Genomic DNA, 18,904 nt, shown 5'->3' on the forward strand with positions numbered 1-18,904 from the left:
AGCGGTGGGCGGAGCGGCCCGCTTTCAGGCGGCGCCGGGTGGCCGTGTCCGCAAGGCGCTGATGGGTGAACGGCGCCGCATGACGGCTCTGCGTGAGGACGGCGATGGGCGAGCGGCACCGCATGACAGCGATGGGTGACGGTCGCGGCGGGATGCTGGTGGTGACGGTCACTGGAGGATATTGACGGCGCGGGCCACCACCAGCACCACGGTCACCAGAGAGACCGTGGACTGGAGCATCATCAGCATCTTGGCCCAGCGGGACAGCGGCATCACGTCGGTCGGGCTGAACGCGGTGGAGTTGGTGAAGGAGAGGTACAGGTAGTCCAGGAACGCCGGTTCCCAGTCCGGGGGCGCGGATTCGGGGCTCTGCATCTGCACGAAGAGGAAGTCGGGGAACTGGTGATGGCCCATCATCCGGTCCGCCGGTCCGCCCCGGTCCCACTCCCAGTACCACAGGGCGAACACGATGACGTTCGTCAGCCAGATGTTGCCGCCGGTCAGCAGCAACGTAGCGGCGTCCGACCCTTCGGTGCCGTGCACCAGGCCCGTCACCAGCTGGGCCGCCGCCCAGCCGTTGGCCAGGCTGATCAAGCAGATCAGCGCCAGGCCCAACCACCGCAACCGCTTGTTCCGGGGCTCGACCCGCCGGGGGTTCGCGGCGATCAGACCGATCAGCAGGACCAGTTCCAGGACCGGCAGCGCCCAGGAGGGCAGCAAGGTCAGCCGTTCCGGCAGTCTCAGCTGGAGGGTGACCGCCACCAGGATCGCGGCGGTCACCGCCCAGCGCGGCTCGCCGTGCGTCACCCTCCGCCAGGCGGGTGCCACTTCACGCTCGCCGGACTCCAGGAGCCGCTCGATCCTGACGAGCCGGCCCTCGGTGTCGTTCGATCTGTCGTTCATGGAGGTGATTGTCGCGCGTCACATGTTGATCAAGAAACGAGTCGGTGCGGTGACTTGTCGCGATGAGTGGCCAACGGCTGCTGACCTGCGCGAATGACCTTTCTGCTGTTTCGTGCTCGTGGCTGGTCAGGCCGACCGGCCGGCGGCAACCTGGCGGGTGACACGGCGGGACGGGAAGCGGGGGATGACCGGGCCGGCCATCCCCCGGATCGCCGCACGGCCGACCGGAGCGTGCGCCGGTCGGCCGTGCGGTCCTGTCCGGCTGAAAGCCTCAAGAGGTGGTGGGCGTCGCCCACGCTTCCTCAGGTGCGGGCGGCCGCGGCGGCGACGATCCAGTTCCGGAACTCGACGGCGTAGTGCCGCAGGTGGTGGTCCAGGACCTCGTCCGGGCAGGTGACGGGGAAGTAGACCGTCAGGTTCGCGGTGAAGCCGTCGGCGGTGTCGCCGAACTGGATCAGCGCCCGCCCGACGACGGTGCCGTCGGCCAGGAAGAGGTTCGAGGACATCTTGCGCGGGAACTCCGACTCCGGGAGGAGCTCGTCAGCGTCCTCGGCCCAGGCCGGCTCGGCCGTTCCCCAGCCGCCCATGTAGAAGTCGGCGACGTGCGGGCCGATGTTCTCCACCACGCGCGATCCGCCGTCCTCGGCACCCATCGCATAGTGCTCAGGGCGCGCCGCGAGGAGCACGCTCTCGTCGTCGCCCGCGAACGCCTCGTCCATCCAGTGGTTTTCCAGCGCCACCGCGTTGTGGGTCGGACCCTGTCCGTACGGTGCCTCGTGAACGGCGGCATCACCGCGGACGAGAGCCGCGTCAGCCCGTTTTTCGGGAGCTGTGCCCCGCGACGACCCGGACGCCACCATGCCCCAGGACCCGGGCCTCCGCGGCCGTCGGTGAACCGCCGCTGCTTCGCCTGGTCAGGAGCGGGTGAGCAAGGGGGCGACGGCGTCGCCGCCGAGTTGTTCGCGCCGCTGGGGATCGCTGACCCCAAGACCGGTGGTGGGTGCCAACGCGAGGACGCCGACCTTCCCCGCGTGGCGGTTGCGCTGGACCAGCCGTGCCGCCTCCGCGGTCTCCGTCAGCGGATACGTTACGGAAAGAGCCGACCGTAGCTTTCCGAGCGTCAACAGCCGGTTGACCTCGGCCTGTTCCTCCAGGTTGGCGCCGTGGCTGCCGATGATCCGCTTGAGGCGCATCCACAGGTATCGGTTGTCGAACTCGTGCACATAGCCCGTGCTCGACCCGCAGGTGACCACCGTTCCGCCGCGTCTGACCACGAACACCGACACCCCGAACGTGGCACGTCCCACGTGTTCGAAGACGATGTGGGGGTCCTCGCCGACAGCGCTCCTGATGAGTCGGCCCAGGCGTTTGCCCACCGTGGTGGGGTCCGCCGGCTCGTTGCCGGTCAGGCCGATCTCCTCGCGGTTGATGACGACGTGACACCCCAGGGCGCGGGCCCGCTCCGCCTTCTCCTCGCTGCTGACCACGCCGACCGCGATGCCGCCGCCTCCCCGCACCAACTGCGAGGCGTACGCGCCCAGGCCACCGGCGGCGCCCCAGATGAGCACGACATCGCCCTGTTTCATACGGGCGCCGCGGTCGCTGACCAGCATGCGGTACGCCGTGCCCGCGCACAGCGGGTTGGCGGCGGCCTCCTCCCAGGTCAGATGCGCCGGCTTGGGCAGCACCTGACTCGCACGGGCGACACAGTAGTGCCCGAGGCCGCCGAAGTTCGTCTCGAAACCCCAGGCCAGCTGCCCCGCGCCGAGCATGCCGTCGGCGTGAGTCGCCGGGTCCTCGTCGTCCACGTACGCCGTGGTGATCACGACCTCGTCGCCGGCCTTCCACCGGCGCACCCCGGACCCCGCGCGGACGACGACCCCGGCCGCGTCCGAGCCGAGGACGTGGAACGGCTGGTCGTGCCGTGCCGCCCAGCGGTCGCTCGTCGCGTAGTGCTTGAGGAACGTGAATGTCGGGATCGGCTCGAACATGGCGGACCACACCGTGTTGTAGTTGATGCCGCTGGCCAGCACTGCCACCAGAACCTCGTTCGGCGCCAGTTCGGGCATCGGGACGCTGCCGACGTGGATCGACTTGCGGACGTCCTTGTCGGCGACGCCGTTGAAGCCCGCGATCTCCTCGACCCGCAGGTGCGCCGCGGTGTATTCCGCGGGCACGGGTAACCGCTCCAGCTCCTGGGGGGTGGCACCTGCCACGACTGCCTGGGCGAGCGGGTCCATGAGTTGCTCCCTTGTCTCTGGCTTCTTCGGTGTCTCCGCGCGGGCACGGCCGCGGATCGCGAGGGCGTGGCCGGCGGATCACGCCTCTGGGGGCGCAGGGGGTGAGAGAGGTTCTAAGGGTGCGGCGCAATTCCTGCCGCCTACAAGGGAATTGCGTGCTATTCCCCTCGACCGCCCATCGCGGGCTGACGTCTCATCACTTACGGACAGCGTCGTGGGTCGGTGCCGTCGGGTTGTCAGCCGGGTGAGGACCGATCGTTCCGGGCTGCGTGGCCGCCGCGCGGAACCGGAGGTGGCCGGCTCCGTGGTGTCCCGCTCACTCGCGGCGAGGGCCGTCGACGGACGGCCTCTCGCGCGGGTGGGCGGGCGGAGGCCGGTCCGCTGAGCGCGTGGACCGGCTTCACGTCGCCCCCTCGGCCCTCCGGCCGGCGGCGTCAGCCGGGCAGCCCCAGCCCTGCCGCCAGCGTCGGCCAGGAGGCGGTGAACTCCTGCTGCCAGGACGACCACGCGTGCGAGCCGCCGGTGTAGAAGTGGACCTGCGCCGGTATGCCGAGGTCGGCGAGGTGGTCGGTGAACCGGTGGGCCTGGTTCCACAAGGTGCCCTCCAGGATCGCGCCCTGCAGATTGCCGAAGTCGGTGCTCGGCACCCCGGAGCCCTGGGAGATGTACAGACGGGTTCCCGCCAGCCCCGCCGCCTGCGCGTAGGGGTTGTGTTCGTTCCAGATGTTCCGGTTGAGCAGGTAACTGCCCCACAGGGCGAGCGGTACTTCCAGTTCCCGGGCGACGATCGCGTTCACCACCGTCGGCATCCCGATCGACGTCGTGTCGAGCACGCCGCTGTACGAGGCGGCGGCCCCGAACGTGCCGGGGTGGCGGGCGGCGAACGCCAGCGCTCCGTAGCCGCCGGTCGAGACGCCCGCGACGGCCCGGGTGGAACCGGCCCGGTAGTTCGCCTGCAGGAGCTGCATGACCTCCTCCACCTGGAACGTCTCGTAGTCCCTGGTGGAACCGATGCCGTAGTTCCACCAGTTGGTCGGGATGCCCGTGGGTCCCGACGACGGCATCACGGTGATGACGTCCTTGTCGGCGAGGAATCCCTCGACGTCGGTCTCCCGGGTCCAGGACGTGTAGTCGTCGTGCGCTCCCTGGAGCAGGTACAGGACGGGCCAGGTCCGGGTGGGTTGTGAGGCGAAGGCGGCGGGGAGGATGACGCGCACGGGGAGTTGGGCGCCGACCGCCGGTGAGTCCACGGTGAGGTCGACCGTCCGCGCGTCGATCCACTGCTCCGCGATGATCCTGGCGCCGTCGGCGGCAGCGTCGGACGCGCTCGCGGCGGGCGTGGCGCCCAGCGCGGCGTGTGCGCCGACCAAGCCGCTCGTGGTGAGGAGAGCTGCCGTGGCGAGCACGGCGAGGCCCGCCCGCGAAGTTCTGGAGAGACGCTCCGAGGCGTTGGGACGCGCGGCGGGCTGTGTCGGTCGGGGCATGGGATGGCTCCTCGTCTCGTGGTGTCGTGCGATGGCGCGAGGGGTGGCGTCGTATGGCTCCAGCCGTGCGGTGCCGGGGTGGCTGGGCACCCCCTACGCGGGGCGCCCGTACGCGGTGACGCCCCGGGGGTTATGCGTCGCGCAGGTCCCGCGTGAGCAGGTCCGCAAGCGTGTCGACCACGGGCGGGTCGAGCAGGGCCAGGTGATGACCCGGCAGCGGAGAGACGGTGAGATCGCCGCAGTGGGCGTTCCAGCCCAGCGACTCGTCGGTGCGCTCGTAGCGGGGATCGCGCACCGTGTGCGGGGCCGGCTCGCTCGCCCGGTACAGGAGGGTCCGGCCGCCGTACGCACCCGGCACATGGCGTTCGCCGCTGCACAGGTCGAGGTACGACGTGCGCTGGTGTTCCAGGACGGCGGGCGGCAGGGCCACGGTCTGCTGCAGGACCTTGAGGACGAGATCGACCTGGCCGGTGTCGTCCAGTCCGGCGAGTTCCGCGTAGGGGAGAGCCAGGGCCGACCCGTAGGTGCGCCGCACGTGGGCGGCGAAGCCCGTGAACCGGCGTCGGGCCGCCTCGGGCGGGGCGAGTCCGTGGGGCAGAGGCAGCGGCAGCACCGAGTCGACGAGGACGAGCGCGGACACGGGGCCCCGCTCCGACAGCAGCCGTGCCGTCTCCTGGGCGACCACACCGCCGTACGACCAGCCGCCCACCAACCACGGTCCTTCGGGGGCCACTTCGGTGATCCGGCGCGCGAACTCCCGCGCGCGGGCGGTCACGTCGGGGAGTTCCGGCAGCCTGTCGAGGCCATGGACGCGTCGCTGCCCCGCCAGCCGCCGGGCGAGCCGCCCGTACACCTCCGACGATCCGCCCGCCGCATGCGCGAGGAAGAGCGGTGTGCCGGGCCCCTCACCGTCGAAGGCACGGAGCCTTCCCGGGACGCCCCTGTCCCCGTCCCGCCGCGGCGGGACGAGCGGGGTGGTGCCGGGCGGCGCGTTCGGCGTGTCCGGAAGCAGCGCGGCGACGCCCCGTAGGGTGCCCTGCCGCAGGAACGCGCCCGGTTCGACCACGGTGGCGAACTCCTGCTCAAGGGCTGTCCTGATCCGTACCGCGGTCAGTGAGTCGAGGCCCAGGTCGGTCAGGGGCGTGTCCGGGTCCATGCGCTCCGGGCTGTAGCCCATCACGCCGGCCACACAGGCACGGAGCCGGTCCAGCACGCCGTTGGCGGAGCGCTCGACGGCCGCCGCGGGCCCGGGCGGCGCCGACTCCTCTCCGGCCCAGAACCGCCGGTGGCGCCAGCGCGGAGACGGGACGTCGACGACGCGGCCACCCGGTGGCGGCCCGCCCGCCGCCCGCACCCCGTGGACGAGGAGCGACGCCCGGGAGGTGTGGAAGGTGAGAGCGTCGTCCGTGTCGCGGCGCAGCGTCTCCAGCACGAGCGCGTCACCCGCCCCCGCGTGCCGCAGCGTCTCCAGGAGCGGATGCAACTGGGTGGGATGCGGGGCGACTTCGACGAAGACGCGGTGACCGTCCTCCGCGGCCGCCGTCACCGCTTGGGCGAACCGCACCGGCCTGCGGAGATTGGCCGCCCAGTAGGCGGTGTCGTGCTCAGCCGGTGCGCGTGGGTCCTCCAGCACCGTGGTGTAGTGAGTACAGCGGGGCGGGGCGTGCCCCACGGCCCCCAGCTCGTCCGCGAACCGGTCGAGCAGCGGATCGACGGCAGGTGAGTGCCCGGCGGCCGTGACCCGCATCGACCGCGCGAAACCGCCTTCCTCGCGGACGCGGGCGATCAGCCCCTCCACGTCGTGCGCGCTGCCGGTCACCACGCTCTGGGCGGGCGAGGAGTGCACCGCCACCCGGAGGCTGGGGAACTCCCCGCCCAACTCGGCGACGGCCTCGCCCGAGCGGTCCACCACAGCCATCGCGCCGCCCGCGAGCGAGGCCAGCAGCCGCGAGCGGACCGCGACGATGCGGGCGCCGTCCGCCGCGTCCAGGGCCCCCGACACGACCGCGGCGGCGATCTCGCCCAGGGAGTGCCCGATCACCGCGGCCGGCTCGAAACCGTACGAGCGCCACAGGCCGGCGAGCGCCACCTGGAGCCCGTACAGGACGGGCATGACGACCACGGGGGACGAGAGGTCCGCGCCGGGCTCCAGACTCGCCCGGAGCGAGATGCGCGCCTGGTCCAGCAGGAGCGGCTCCATCCTGTCGACGGCGGCGGCGAACTCCGGTTCGGCGTCCAGGAGCGCGCGGCCCATGCCGGGCCACTGCGATCCGTAGCCGGAGAACACCCACACCGGCCCGTGCCCGCCGAGGTCCCGGTCGGTGGTGATCAGCCGCGGATGCGGATCCCCGGCGGCGAACCGGGCTAGCGTCGCAGCCATGTCCCGCGAGGAGCCGTCGACCACGGCGGCTCTGCGCCGGCCGCGGCCAGTGCGTCCCGCGAGGGTGCGGGCCACGTCGGCGGGACGGGCCGGGACGCCCGGTCCCGTCAGCCACCGCGCCAGCTCGCTCCCGTACGCCCTCAGCCGATCGTCCGTGTGCGCGTCCCACAGGACGACGGACGGTGATCGCCCGATCCGCTCCGTGCGTCGGCTCCGCGCCTTCGGCCGGTGCTCGGTGAGGGCGACGTGGGCGTTGGTCCCGCCGAACCCGAACGCCGAGACGCCGGCGGTCGCGGTGCCCGAGTAACGCGGCCACGGCTGAGGCTCTGTCACCACGCGCAGGCCGAGCCCTTCGAGGTCGGCGTGCGGCCCCGGCGCGGTGAAGTGCAGCTGCGCCGGGATCTCACCGTGATGCAGCGCGAGTACGGTCTTGATGAAACCGGCGATGCCCGCCGCGGCCTCCAGATGCCCGAGGTTCGTCTTGGCCGAGCCGATGAGCAGGGGCCGGTCGGCCGGGCGTCCCTGGCCCGAACCGAGCGCCGCGCCCAGTGCGGCCGCCTCGACGGGGTCGCCCAGCGCGGTGCCCGTGCCGTGCGCCTCGACGTAGTCGACCGTGGGCGGATCGGCGTGTGCCTGGGCCAGTACGGCGCGCTGCGCCTGATAGTTGGGCGCGGTCAGGCCGTTGGAGCGGCCGTCGGAGTTCACCGCCGACGCCGTGACGACAGCGAGGATCCGGTCGCCGTCGCGCTCGGCATCGGCGAGCCGCTTCAGCACGACGACGCCGCAGCCCTCACCCCGTACGATCCCGTCGGCCGATGTGTCGAAGGCCTTGCACCGGCCGTCCGGGGCGAGCGCCCCGGCCCGCTGGAACCCGTAGGTGATGGACGGGGACAGCAGCAGGTTGACGCCCGCGGCCAGCACGGCGTCGCTCTCACCCGTGGCGAGACTGCGAACCCCGTGGTGAACCGCGACCAGCGACGAGGAACAGGCCGTGTCGAGCGCCATGCTGGGACCGCGCAGATCCATGACGTAGGAGAGGCGGCCCGCCGCGACGCTCAGGGCAGCCCCCGGTGCAGTCCAGGCGTCGACGGAACGCGGGTCGGCGGTCGTGAGATGGGCGTACTCGTTACCGCTGATGCCGACGAACACCCCGGTGCGGGTCCCCGCGAGCGAGGCGGCGGGGATCGCCGCGTGGTCCAGGGCCTCCCGCGCCACTTCGAGAAGCAGCCGCTGCTGCGGGTCCATGGCGGTGGCCTCGTGGGCCCCGATACCGAAGAACTCGGCGTCGAACCCGGCCACGTCGTCCAGGAACGCGCCGTGCCGGCTGATGTCCTCGGGCAGGTCGGCCTCGGCCGCGAAGCCGGCCCACCGATCCTTGGGCACCGTCCCCACGGCGTCGCGCCCCGCGTCGAGCAGCTCCCAGTAGTCGGCCGCCGACGTCACCCCGCCCGGCAGCCGGCAGCCGATCCCGACGACCGCGACCGGTACGGGACTCGCCGCCGGTACGGCCGGTGGCGGCGGTGGCGGCGGTGTCTCCTCCTCGCGCAGCACACGTTCTACCAGAGCGCCGATGGTGGGTGTCTCCCAGAGCAGGGTGGCGGGCAGCGGTCTGCCCACCAGGTCTCCGAGGACAGCGGTGAGTGCGACGGCGTCGCGGGAGGTCAGGCCGAGTTCGGCGAGTGGCCGGTCTTCGCGCACATCGTCCTCGGCCAGCCCGTACCAGGACCGCAGCCGCTCGACGACGGCCGTCCGCACCTCCTGTGCGCCGGGGCTCACCGGTGGTCCGCCGGTTCGAAGCCGCCTTCGGTGAAGTGCCGGTGGGCCGCGGTGCGGGAGACCTTGCCGCTGGAGGTGCGTGGCAGCGCGCCCGGTGCCACGAGCACGAGTCGGGACAGGCGCAGCCCGTGGCGCGTGAAGACGGCGGCCCGCGCCGCGCGCACCGTGTCGACGCCGGCGGGGTCGTCGTCGGCGGCCTCGGAGCCGCGGCGGAGCTCCGCGACCACCACGAGCTCCTCCTCGCCGGAGCCGTCCGCTCGCGGTACGCAGAACGCGGCAAGCCGGTCGCGCCGCAGCGCGTCGACGGTGGACTGCACGGTCTCCTCGACGTCCTGTGGGTAGTGGTTCCGGCCGTCCACGATGATCAGGTCCTTGAGGCGGCCGGTGACGATCAGCCGCCCCTCGTGCAGCGTGCCGAGATCGCCGGTGCGCAGCCAGCCGGTCTCCTCGTCCGGGGCCCCGGGGGCGCGCACGTTGAAGACCTCGGCGGACAGGCCCTCTCGCTTCCAGTAGCCGAGGCCGATGTTGGGTCCGCGCAACTGGATCTCGCCGACCTCGCCCGCGGGAAGCGTCCGGCCGGTGGTGCGGTCCGCGATGCGCAGCTCCTGGCCGGCGGGTCCGCCACAGGTGCTGAGGCGGACCGCCGCCGGATCGGCGGGGTGGCACGGCGTCACGCGGCCCGTGCTGAGGGCGTCCGCGCTGCATGACACGGTGGCCGGGACCGAGGTGTACGCGTCGTTGGTCACGAAGACGGTGGCCTCGGCCAGCCCGTACGACGGGCAGTGCGCCACCCGCGCCAGCCCGGCTCTCCCGAAGGTCTCGTGGAAACGGTCCACGGTCGCGGGGCGCACCGGCTCACTGCCGTTGATCAGTACCTTGACGCGGTCCAGGCGCAGTTCGTCGATCGCGCCGTCGTCGGCGCGCGAAGCGCAGTAGTCGTACGCGAAGTTGGGCGCGGCGCTGATCGTCCCCGGGTACGAGCCGAGCAGCCGCAGCCAGCGCAGCGGGTCCGCCAGGAAGGCGACGGGGTCCATCAGCACGGACGGGAAACCGCCCACGACAGGCGCCGCGACGCTGAGGACGAGCCCCATGTCGTGGAAGAGCGGCAGCCAGCCGACGGTGGTGCTGGCAGCCGTCCGCGCCCCGAAGGCGTCGATGGCCTGATGGGCGTTGGCGACCACGTTGGCGTGACTGATCATCACCCCGGCCGGACTGCGGGTGGAGCCCGAGGTGTACTGAAGGTAGGCGACGTCCTGCGGGTCGGGGCGCGGCACGACAGGGGCCGGGGCGGGCGGCGTCCCGGCCGGTGCGTCGACCACGATGACCGGCACGGTGGGGAGACCGTGCCGGGCGGTGAACGCCTGGACGTCGGGGGCGGTCGCCGTGTCGGTCAGCAGACACGCGGGTTCGCAGTCGTTGAGCACCCCCGCGAGCCGGCCCTCGTGGCCGGGCAGTTGCGGTCCGAACAGCGGCACGGCGATCACCCCGGCGTACAGGCAGCCGAGGAACGCCGCCGCGTAGTCGAGGCCCTGCGGCAGCAGCAGGGCGGCGCGATCGCCCGCGCTCGCCGCTCCCGCCAGGCGCGCGGCGACGGCCAGGGCCCGCTGGTCGAGCCCGCGCCAGCCGAGCGTGAGATGCAGCCCGGGCGAGCCGGCCTCGGGGAAGTCCACGTACGTGAAGGCGCGTTGCTGCGGGCGTTCGGCGGCCCAGTGCCGCAGGTGGTCGGTCAGCAACAGGCTTTCGGATGGCTGAGCGGAAGTCATGGGAACTCCAGCTGGTCAGGCCTCGGGGTCGAGGGTGCGCGCCGGGGCGTGGGAGGAGGGACTGCCGACGGGCTATCAGGTTCCGTTGCGATGTGACTCACGAGTAAGACGGGGTGCTGACAGTTCGAACCGCGCGAACTGTCAGTCAAGTGACAAGCGGGGCGCTGGGATTCGGCGCTCAGGCAGCAGCGGTGGCCCCCGGCCGCCCGGAGAATCGGATCCCGCCGTACGGACGGCGGGGGAGGGGGCCGGGCCGGTGAGTCGCGGAAGGCTGCTGGCGCTACTGGCGCTGCTCGCCCTGGCGGGCTTCATCACGACCCTCGACAACACCGTCATCAATGTCGCCCTGCCGACGGTTCAGCGCGAACTCGGCCTGGATGTAGCCGACTTGGAGTGGGTCGCCACCAGTTACGTGCTGACGTTCGGGGCGCTCCTGCTGCCGGGCGGCCGGCTCACGGACCTGGTGGGCCGCCGTCCCGTCCTCGCGGGGGGACTCGTCGTCTTCGTCCTCGCCTCCGCTGCCGCCGCCTTCGCCGACAACGGGGCCACGCTGATCGCCGCACGCGCGGTGCAGGGCGTGGGGGCCGCCCTGGTGATCCCCGCCTCCCTCGCTGTCGTCGCGGCTGATCTCCCCGCCCGCAGACAGGCGACGGCCGTCGGCCTGTGGACGGCTGCGCTGGCTGTCGCGCTCGCGCTCGGCCCCGTGGTCGGCGGGTTCGTCACCGAACACGGGAGCTGGAACTGGGTGTTCCTGCTCAACGTCCCCTTCGGTCTGCTCGCCCTGCTGCTCGTGCCCGCAGTCCCCGGAGCGCCGGGACGTACGCGGCGCCCACCGGTGTTCCTGCTCGACGTCCCCGGCACCCTGCTGTCAGCCCTCGCGCTCTTCCTGCTCACCTACGGCCTGGTGCGAGGCGGTGAACACAGCTTCGGCGCCGCGCCCGTTCCCCTCTGTCTGGGGCTGGCCGCCGTCGCCGGGGTCGCCTTCCTCGTCGTCGAGACCCGGTCCCGGCTGCCGCTGCTGGAGTTGAGGCTGCTGCGCGACAGGTCGCTGAGCGGCGGCACGGTGGCTCAGATGCTGTGGGGCATCGGCGTCAACGGAGTCTTCTTCTTCACCGCGCTCTACCTCCAGCGCGTCATCGGCTTCCCGCCCACGAAGGCGGGCCTGGCCTTCCTGCCGCTCGCCGGTGCCCTCCTGGCGGTCACGCCGTTCGCCGAGCGCGCCGGGCGGGCCGTGGGCGTCCACCGCTCGATCGCGGCGGGCCTCGCCCTGGTGGCGGGAGGCCTCGTGTGCCTGTCGGGGGCGGGCCTTCACGCCGGGTACTGGGACATCCAGCCCGCTCTGCTCCTGATCGGTGTCGGCTCCGCGCTGACCACCCCTCTGACGGTGCGCTCCCTCGCCGGCGTGCCGCCCGGGCGCACCGGGATGGCCTCCGGCCTCGTCAGCGCGGCCCGCGAGGTGTCCGGGGTGTTCGGCGTCGTCCTGGTCGGCGTGGTCCTCACCCGCACCGAACGTGCCGCATTGCGGGACGGCGTCCTGCCGCACCGCGCCTTCCTGGACGGTTACGACAGCGGGCTGCGCCTGGCTGCCGCATGTGTGCTGGCCGGCGCCGTGGTCACCTGGGCGGCCCTGCGCAGCCCGGGGCGTCGCCGCGGGCCAGGGCGTCATCGGCGGTCCGCCGATGGCGGGCGAGAGGCGCGCGAAACGGCCGCCGAGCGGATCGGTTCGGCTCCGCCGCACAGCTGAACTCCGCTGCGACCAAAGCCTCGTGGGTCATGCACCCGTTTCCGGACATCTCGTTGTGCCATCCACACAGTTCGAGACAGGACGGCTGTGGGTCCGCTGACTATCGAGCTTCTGTTACCGCTGCGTAACTTCACGGCTACCGCAACGTCCACCGATCTCAGGGGGTACAGGATGCGCAGACCAGGAGTCAGAGTCAGCAGATCGGGAGTGAGGCGATCAGAGGCGCGCAGCGCAGGAGCGATACCGGGTGGGAGGGCGATCGGTGTGCTTCTCGCCATGGTGGTGGCAGGCGGCGCGCTGGGCATGCCCGCCACAACGGCCGGCGCGGCGCCCCAGGCCGCGGCGCCCCGTGCCGCGCCCTGCGTCGCCGGCGACGCGGACATCTACCGCCCGCCCGCCTCCGTGGCCGGGGCCCCGGGCAGCGTCATCGCCTGTCGGGAGACCGACCTGCCGCACGTGCCCGGCTCCGTCCCCCTGCACGCGTGGAAGGTGCAGTACAGCTCCCGGGACAATGCGGGCGCTCCGGTCGCCGTGTCGGGCACGGTCGCGGTACCGGACGCGGCCTGGACGGGCCCCGGCGACAGGCCGGTCGTCGCCTTCGCCCCGGGCACGCTGGGGCTCGGACCGCAGTGCGCCTTCTCCAAGCAGCTGTCCGGGGCCTTCCAGGACGAGTACGAAGGCGACAGCGTCGCCGCACTGCTCAAGGCCGGTTACGCAGTGGCGGCGACGGACGGCGCCGGATATCTGGTCGGCCAGACCCACCCGTACGTCTCCGGAGGCGACGCGGGGCACGCGCTGCTCGATGTCGCCCGCGCCGCGTCGGCGGTGCCGGGCGGCGGCGTGGCCGAGGCCGCCCCGGTCGGCCTCTGGGGCTACTCCGAAGGCGGTGCTGCCAGCCTCTGGGCCGCGCAGCTCGCGAGCACGTACGCCCCGGAGCTCAACATCGTGGGCGACGCGTCGGGCGGTGTGCCGGGGGATCTCCGGGTGGTCGCCGCGGGCCTCGACGGGGGCGCCTTCGCCGGGTTCCTCGCCGACGCGGTGATCGGTCTGGCGGCCGCCCACCCCGCCATGCCCTTCGACGAACTGCTCGACGGAGCGGGGCGTGATGCCGTCGCCAAGGCCAAGTCGCTCTGCCTGACCGGCACCGTCGCCGGACTCGCGGGACAGAAGCTGGAGAACTACACCGAGAATCGGCTGTCGCTCGAACAGATCTATGCGCTGACCGGCACCGACGGCAAGACCTGGGGTCAGGTCATCGACGAGCAGAAGCTCGGGACCGGGGTCGGCAGGAAGGGATCGGGTGCCCGCTACGAGGTCGGATTCCCCCTCCTTCAGTACCGCGGTCTTCTCGAAGAGGTCATCCCCACCTCGACCGAGGACGCGACCCGCAGGGCGTACTGCGATGCCCGGATCACCACGCGGTGGACGCTCTACCCGGGCGACCACCTGCTGACGGACCAGCAGGCCAAGGACGACGTGGTGAAGTGGCTCGGCGACCGCTTCGCCGGACGGCCCGAACTGGGCAACTGCCTGCTGTCCTGAGAGATCGTGCCCGGGCGGGGAAGGGCCGTCGCGGCTCGGCCCGTTGTCCGCAGGAGTCGTTCGTTGTCACAGAAGTGACAGCGAGCGGCTCCTGCGCTGTCCGCCGGCGATGGGCCCCTCACCCGACGCAGCGGTATCGTCACCAAGCCCCTGTCCCCCCGCGCAGAGGGAAACCCCATGGTGATCGGATTACATCCGCCGACCGGTGACTTGTCGGTCAACGGGTCCGCCGAGGCGACCTACGCCGCTTTCAAGGCGTTGCCCTCCGAATTGTCCACCCATTTCGAGCCGTTCGTCGCCGACATGATCGAGGAAGTGGTGCAGGCCATCCGCACCACGATCGCCGAGTACGCCCGGCCCATGGACGACACGTACATGCACGTCGTGCACCGCGGAGTGAGGCAGGCGCTCGTAGGCTTCCTGGACCGGATGGCCAGGCCCGACGCCGACTGGGAGCCCGTGAAGTCGACCTTCCAGAGCATCGGCAGGGGCGAGGCCACCGAAGGCCGCAACCTCGACTCGTTCCAGTCGGCTCTGCGTCTGGGCGCCCGGGTGACGTGGCACCGTGTCAGCGAGCTCGTCGAGACGGGACAGCTGCCGAGCAAGATCCTGGCGACCTTCGGCGAGGCGATGCTGCTGCACCTCGACGAGATGGCCGCGGCGACGACCGCCGGGTACGCCAAGGCCCGGCTGCACGCGGCGGGCGAACTGAAGCAATGCAGGGACCGGTTGATCGACCTGCTCACCGCCAGCCCCCCGGTCTCAGCCGAGGCCATCAGCGACCTCGCTCACATCGCACAGTGGCCCGTGCCGAGAGAGCTCGCCGTCGCGGTCACCGATCACAGCGGCGAGCCCGGCGCCGGTCGTCCGATCGTGCCGCCGGAGTTCCTGGCCCGCTTCGACGTGCATCCCGGCATCGTCGTCATCCCGGACCCCGGGGGGCCCGGTCGCGCCCGCACGGTCGCCGCCGTGCTCCACGGGCTGCGCACGGCTGTCGGGCCGACCGTGACCCTGGACAGCGGCGCACGCTCCCTGCGCTGGGCGACCGACACGCTGGAGCTGTCACGGCGCGGAATCGTGCCGGGGACGGGGCTCATCCGCTGCGCGGACCACCTGGCGACTCTGCTCCTCTTCCGGGACGAGTCGCTGGTCGACGCGATCGCGGAACGGCACCTGCTGCCGCTGGAGCAAGTACGCTCCCCGCAGCGGGAACGGCTGGCCGAGACCCTGCTCTGCTGGCTGCGCTGCGGCCACAACGCCAGTGAGGTCGCCAACCGCCTGGCCGTCCACCCGCAGACGGTCCGCTACCGCCTGCGTCAGCTCGACGAGGTCTTCGGGGACCAGCTGCACGACCCGCCGACCCAGTTCGAAATGCAGCTCGCCCTGCACGCAAGAGAGCTGCGACGTGCCGCAGCCGCCGGAACTTGACCGCGCCCTCTCGGCCGTCGTCGCCGCGCAGGGCGCCCCGCTGACGGCCGAGCAGCTCCACGGCCCCTGCTGCCGAGGCGCGGACCTCTCCGTGCCGCTCGACCACACCGAACCAGCGCACGTACGACGTCACCAGTGGCCATCCGAGCACTCTGGACCGGAAGGACCTGGTGAGTTCCGGCCGAGGTGGGCGCACGGGGTCCGCAGTACGCGCGGCCTCAAGGCATCTCAGCCACCGGGCCCGGATCGGCCGTCATGTTCCGCCTACAAGCACCGGCACGCGAACTTCCCCTTCATTGCGCATCCATGAGGAGCGGACATGGCAGATTCGCCGGCGGCGTCACTGACCGGAGCCTGGGACCTGGTGAGTTTCGAGGTCCAGACACCTGACGGGCAGGTGGAGCGCCCTTTCGGGGAGCATCCGACCGGCCTCGGCATCTACACCCCGCAGGGCCTCGTCTCCGCCCAGCTCATGGCGGAGCCGGCTTCCGCAGCGGCCGATCCCGGACCGAGCGCACCAGCGCCGCTCCCGAGCTTCATCGCGTACACGGGCCGCTACCTGCTCGATCCGGAATCCCGCACCGTCGAACACCACGTCGAGTGCAGCTTCGATCCCACCTGGCTGGGCATGGTCCTTCGCCGCAGTTATGACCTGGACGGTGATCTGCTCACCCTTCGCACGCCCGCCCAGGCCGAGGGCCAGCCCGTTTTCGTCCTCGTATGGCGCAAGCGCGAACCCCTCCCGTAGACAGGGGCCCGAAAGCTTACCGTCGGCCGGACAGGCCACGAGATGGACTGAACGGGACTGAACGCTCGGCACTTCCAAGATTTTCGTAGGCGTTGATGTCGCTGGAGCAGCCGGTGTCCTCGGGCGTGTTCCAGTTGGCCAGCAGGTCGGCCGCCGGCGGTGGAGCGGTGACGGCGTTGGACTCGTCGTGGCCGGAGCCGCGCAAGAAGCTGCCGCCGCGGGCGACCGGGCTGGACCGCTACATGCCGGTGATCGACGAGACCCTGCGGGCGGACCTGGACGCGCCGCGAAAGCAGCGGCACCATCATCGGGACCGGCACCGACTCGTACTGCTCGCCAGCACCCGAGCCCGAGCCCGAGCCCGAGCCGAGGAACCTGCCAAGGCCGGCCGACCGCCCCGACAGCCGGCCGAAGGATCCTGGTCATGTGTCCGCTCGGGTCCAGAACTGACGCGGCGCGAACCCCTCGCGCCGCGTCAGTGCCTGGTACGGACGATCCGCTCGGCCTCGATCACGACGAGCGGCCCGACGGTGGCTCGTCGAGAGAACGCGACCGCTCGACATGGCCGGACTGACAGCGGAAAGCCGGCCAGCAGCGCTCGAAATCCGTGTCGGCCTCGGACAGCACGGGCGTCTGGCCGAAGAGCTGAGGGCTTGGACACCGGACTGACCGGCCGTCATCTGCCGTATCGCCATGAGAGTCGAGCTGTAGCCCATCCAGCCAGCTCAACAGTGGGCCGGAGCTGGGTCAATCGGCCGGATCGCGTCGCCCTCGTTCGAGTTAGCGTCCCGCCCGGAGCCGAGGGAACGGGGAAGGCTGTGTCCTCAGCGACAGCCAAGGAGACAGGCATGTACCCCACTGAGTACAAGTACAGCAAGGACCACGAGTGGCTCCGGGTCGACGGCAAAACGGCCTCTATCGGTCTGACGGACTTTGCGCAGAAGCAACTCGGCGACATTGTTTTCGTGGAGGTGATGCCGAAGGCGGGCGAACTGCTCCAGGCCGAGGACGCCTTCGGCACTGTGGAGTCGGTCAAGGCGGTATCCGAGTTGTTCCTGCCGGTCACCGGCACGTTCGTCGAGTTCAACCCCCTGCTCCACGAAGAACCGGAGGCTCTCAACACCGAGCCCCACGACACCTGGATCATCAAGATCGAGATGTCCGACGTCAAGGAGCTGGACGGGCTGTTCACCGCCGCCCGGTACGAGAAGTACCTCGCCGACGACGCGTAGCGCCGGGTGACCCGCTCCCGCTGCGGAAGTACTCCCACTTCCTGCCCTGCGCGGGCGCACGGGGCAGCGCCGCCATCGACGCGGTCTTCGCGTGACCGAGGCCGGTCGGCCGGGCCCGTGGAGCGTGACCTGTAGCCCACCGCAGGCCCAAAGTCCCCAGAGAAGTCCCGGAGACGCCGCCGTACCTCTTCCTGACTCGCTGCGCCGCAGGTCGGAAGGGGTGCGGCGGCATTCACCCGTTACATGTTGATCATGTGACCGGCCAGCCCGTGAATGGCCTCCTTGACAGCCTCGCCGAGAGTCGGGTGCCCGTGCACATTGCGCGCGACCTCGTGGACCGTCAGGTCCCACTGCTGGGCGAGCGTCAACTCCGGCAGCAGCTCGGTGACTTCGGGGCCGATCAGATGGGCGCCGAGGAGTTCGCCGTGGCGCGCGTCGCTGAGGATCTTGACGAAGCCCGCGGTCTCACCGAGGCCGTGCGCCTTGCCGTTGGCGGTGAACGGGAACTTCGCCACCTGGACGTCGAAGCCCTGGTCGCGGGCCTGCGCCTCGGTCCAGCCGAAGCTGGCGATCTGCGGCTGGCAGTAGGTCGCCCGCGGGATCATGACGTAGTCGAGTTCCATCGTCTCCGCGTCGGCGATCGTCTCGGCCGCCACGACGCCCATCGACTCGGCCGCGTGGGCCAGCATCAGCTTCGCCGTCACATCACCGATGGCGTAGATGTGCGGCACGCTCGTACGGCAGCGGCCGTCGATGTCGATGGCCCCGCGGTCGGTGAGCTTCACACCGGTGTTCTCCAGGCCGTAGCCCCGCACCCGCGGCTGGAAGCCGATCGCCTGGAGCACCTTGCCGGCCTCCAGCGTCTGCCGCTGGCCGCCCGTGGTCACCATGACCTTGACCGCGTCCCCGGAGTCGTCGATCGCCTCGACACGGGTCGACGTCAGCACGTTGACGCCGAGTCGCTTGTAGCGGCGGGCCAGTTCCGCGGAGACCTCCTCGTCCTCCAACGGGACGATCCGGTCGAGGAATTCGACGAGGGTGACCTGCACGCCGTAGTTGTGGAGCACATAGGCGAACTCGACGCCGATGGCACCGGCGCCCGCGATGATGATGCTGTCCGGGAGCGTGTCCGACAGGATCTGCTCCTCGTACGTCACCACGCGCTCGCTCAGTGAGGTTCCGGGGAGCAGCTTGGTGGTGGCCCCGGCGGCGATGACGCAGTGGCCGAAGGTGACCGTTTCCGCGCCGCCGTCGGACAGGGCGACCTGGAGGGTGTGGTCGTCGCTGAAGGTGCCGTGGCCGGTGTACTGGGTGATCTTGTTCTTCTTCATCAGGTAGTGGACGCCCTTGACCCGTCCGTCCGCCACCTTGCGACTGCGGGTGAAGGCGGCGCCGTAGTCGAAGCTCACCTCACCGTTCACCTGGATGCCGAAGGTCTTGGCCTCCTGGGTGAAGATGTGGGCGAGCTCCGCGTTGCGCAGCAGCGCCTTCGACGGGATGCACCCGACGTTCAGGCACACACCGCCCCAGTACTTCTCCTCGACGATCGCCGTGCTGAGTCCGAGCTGCGCGGCTCGGATCGCCGCGACATATCCTCCCGGGCCGGCGCCCAGGACCACCACGTCAAAGTGTGTGCTCATGGCGGCCAGCCTAGAACGCCCCGT

Annotated in this window: 12 protein-coding genes and 1 pseudogene; 5 read left to right on the forward strand and 8 right to left on the reverse strand. The window is 71.4% G+C overall.

Features of this window, described 5'->3' with window-relative positions; translation table 11 throughout:
* Positions 1 to 168: 168 nt before the first annotated feature.
* The 6 genes from ACZ6KY_RS03730 to ACZ6KY_RS03755 form a co-directional block, all read right to left on the reverse strand.
* Positions 169 to 903 carry a hypothetical protein gene (locus tag ACZ6KY_RS03730; protein ID WP_469308675.1) on the reverse strand — a complete coding sequence of 245 codons (735 nt, stop codon included), beginning with the start codon at positions 901 to 903 and terminating at the stop codon, positions 169 to 171.
* 302 nt (positions 904 to 1,205) lie between these two features.
* Positions 1,206 to 1,643: a hypothetical protein gene (locus ACZ6KY_RS03735; RefSeq protein ID WP_469308676.1), complete on the reverse strand. Its 438-nt coding sequence runs from the start codon at positions 1,641 to 1,643 to the stop codon at positions 1,206 to 1,208.
* Between the two features lie 174 nt (positions 1,644 to 1,817).
* Complete coding sequence (gene ccrA / locus ACZ6KY_RS03740) at positions 1,818 to 3,143, reverse strand: crotonyl-CoA carboxylase/reductase (protein ID WP_469308677.1); 1,326 nt, start codon at positions 3,141 to 3,143, stop codon at positions 1,818 to 1,820.
* A 434-nt stretch (positions 3,144 to 3,577) separates the two neighbouring features.
* The gene (locus tag ACZ6KY_RS03745; RefSeq protein WP_469308678.1) at positions 3,578 to 4,627 is read right to left on the reverse strand and encodes an alpha/beta hydrolase; all 1,050 of its coding nucleotides are present in this window, start codon (positions 4,625 to 4,627) and stop codon (positions 3,578 to 3,580) included.
* Positions 4,628 to 4,757: 130 nt separating this feature from the next.
* Positions 4,758 to 8,783: a beta-ketoacyl synthase N-terminal-like domain-containing protein gene (locus ACZ6KY_RS03750; RefSeq protein ID WP_469308679.1), complete on the reverse strand. Its 4,026-nt coding sequence runs from the start codon at positions 8,781 to 8,783 to the stop codon at positions 4,758 to 4,760.
* A complete protein-coding gene (locus ACZ6KY_RS03755) occupies positions 8,780 to 10,546 on the reverse strand; it encodes a fatty acyl-AMP ligase (protein WP_469308680.1) in 1,767 nt (588 codons plus the stop codon). The genes ACZ6KY_RS03750 and ACZ6KY_RS03755 overlap by 4 nt, the downstream gene beginning before the upstream one ends.
* Before the next feature lie 256 nt (positions 10,547 to 10,802).
* On the opposite strand from ACZ6KY_RS03755, the gene ACZ6KY_RS03760 reads away from it, so the two are divergent.
* From ACZ6KY_RS03760 to ACZ6KY_RS03775, 4 genes are all read left to right on the forward strand, one after another.
* Entirely contained in the window at positions 10,803 to 12,290 is a 1,488-nt protein-coding gene (locus tag ACZ6KY_RS03760) for an MFS transporter (RefSeq protein ID WP_469308681.1), read from the forward strand.
* A 276-nt stretch (positions 12,291 to 12,566) separates the two neighbouring features.
* The gene (locus ACZ6KY_RS03765; protein ID WP_469308969.1) at positions 12,567 to 13,832 is read left to right on the forward strand and encodes a lipase family protein; all 1,266 of its coding nucleotides are present in this window, start codon (positions 12,567 to 12,569) and stop codon (positions 13,830 to 13,832) included.
* Between the two features lie 177 nt (positions 13,833 to 14,009).
* On the forward strand, positions 14,010 to 15,260 hold the full coding sequence (locus tag ACZ6KY_RS03770) for a PucR family transcriptional regulator (RefSeq protein ID WP_469308682.1): 1,251 nt from the start codon (positions 14,010 to 14,012) through the stop codon (positions 15,258 to 15,260).
* A 319-nt stretch (positions 15,261 to 15,579) separates the two neighbouring features.
* Positions 15,580 to 16,008, forward strand: a complete 429-nt coding sequence (locus ACZ6KY_RS03775; protein ID WP_469308683.1) for a lipocalin-like domain-containing protein — start codon at positions 15,580 to 15,582, stop codon at positions 16,006 to 16,008.
* A gap of 422 nt (positions 16,009 to 16,430) precedes the next feature.
* Here the strand turns inward: ACZ6KY_RS03775 and ACZ6KY_RS03780 are convergent.
* Positions 16,431 to 16,656 (reverse strand): annotated as a pseudogene (locus ACZ6KY_RS03780) (pyridoxamine 5'-phosphate oxidase family protein); the annotation flags it as partial.
* 200 nt (positions 16,657 to 16,856) lie between these two features.
* Between ACZ6KY_RS03780 and gcvH the strand changes: the two are divergent.
* Positions 16,857 to 17,240, forward strand: a complete 384-nt coding sequence (gene gcvH / locus ACZ6KY_RS03785) for a glycine cleavage system protein GcvH (RefSeq protein WP_469308684.1) — start codon at positions 16,857 to 16,859, stop codon at positions 17,238 to 17,240.
* A 239-nt stretch (positions 17,241 to 17,479) separates the two neighbouring features.
* Here gcvH and lpdA read toward each other — a convergent pair whose 3' ends face one another.
* Positions 17,480 to 18,880: a dihydrolipoyl dehydrogenase gene (gene lpdA / locus ACZ6KY_RS03790; RefSeq protein ID WP_469308685.1), complete on the reverse strand. Its 1,401-nt coding sequence runs from the start codon at positions 18,878 to 18,880 to the stop codon at positions 17,480 to 17,482.
* Positions 18,881 to 18,904: the final 24 nt, after the last annotated feature.

This window comes from Streptomyces sp. NPDC042002 (assembly GCF_055588305.1).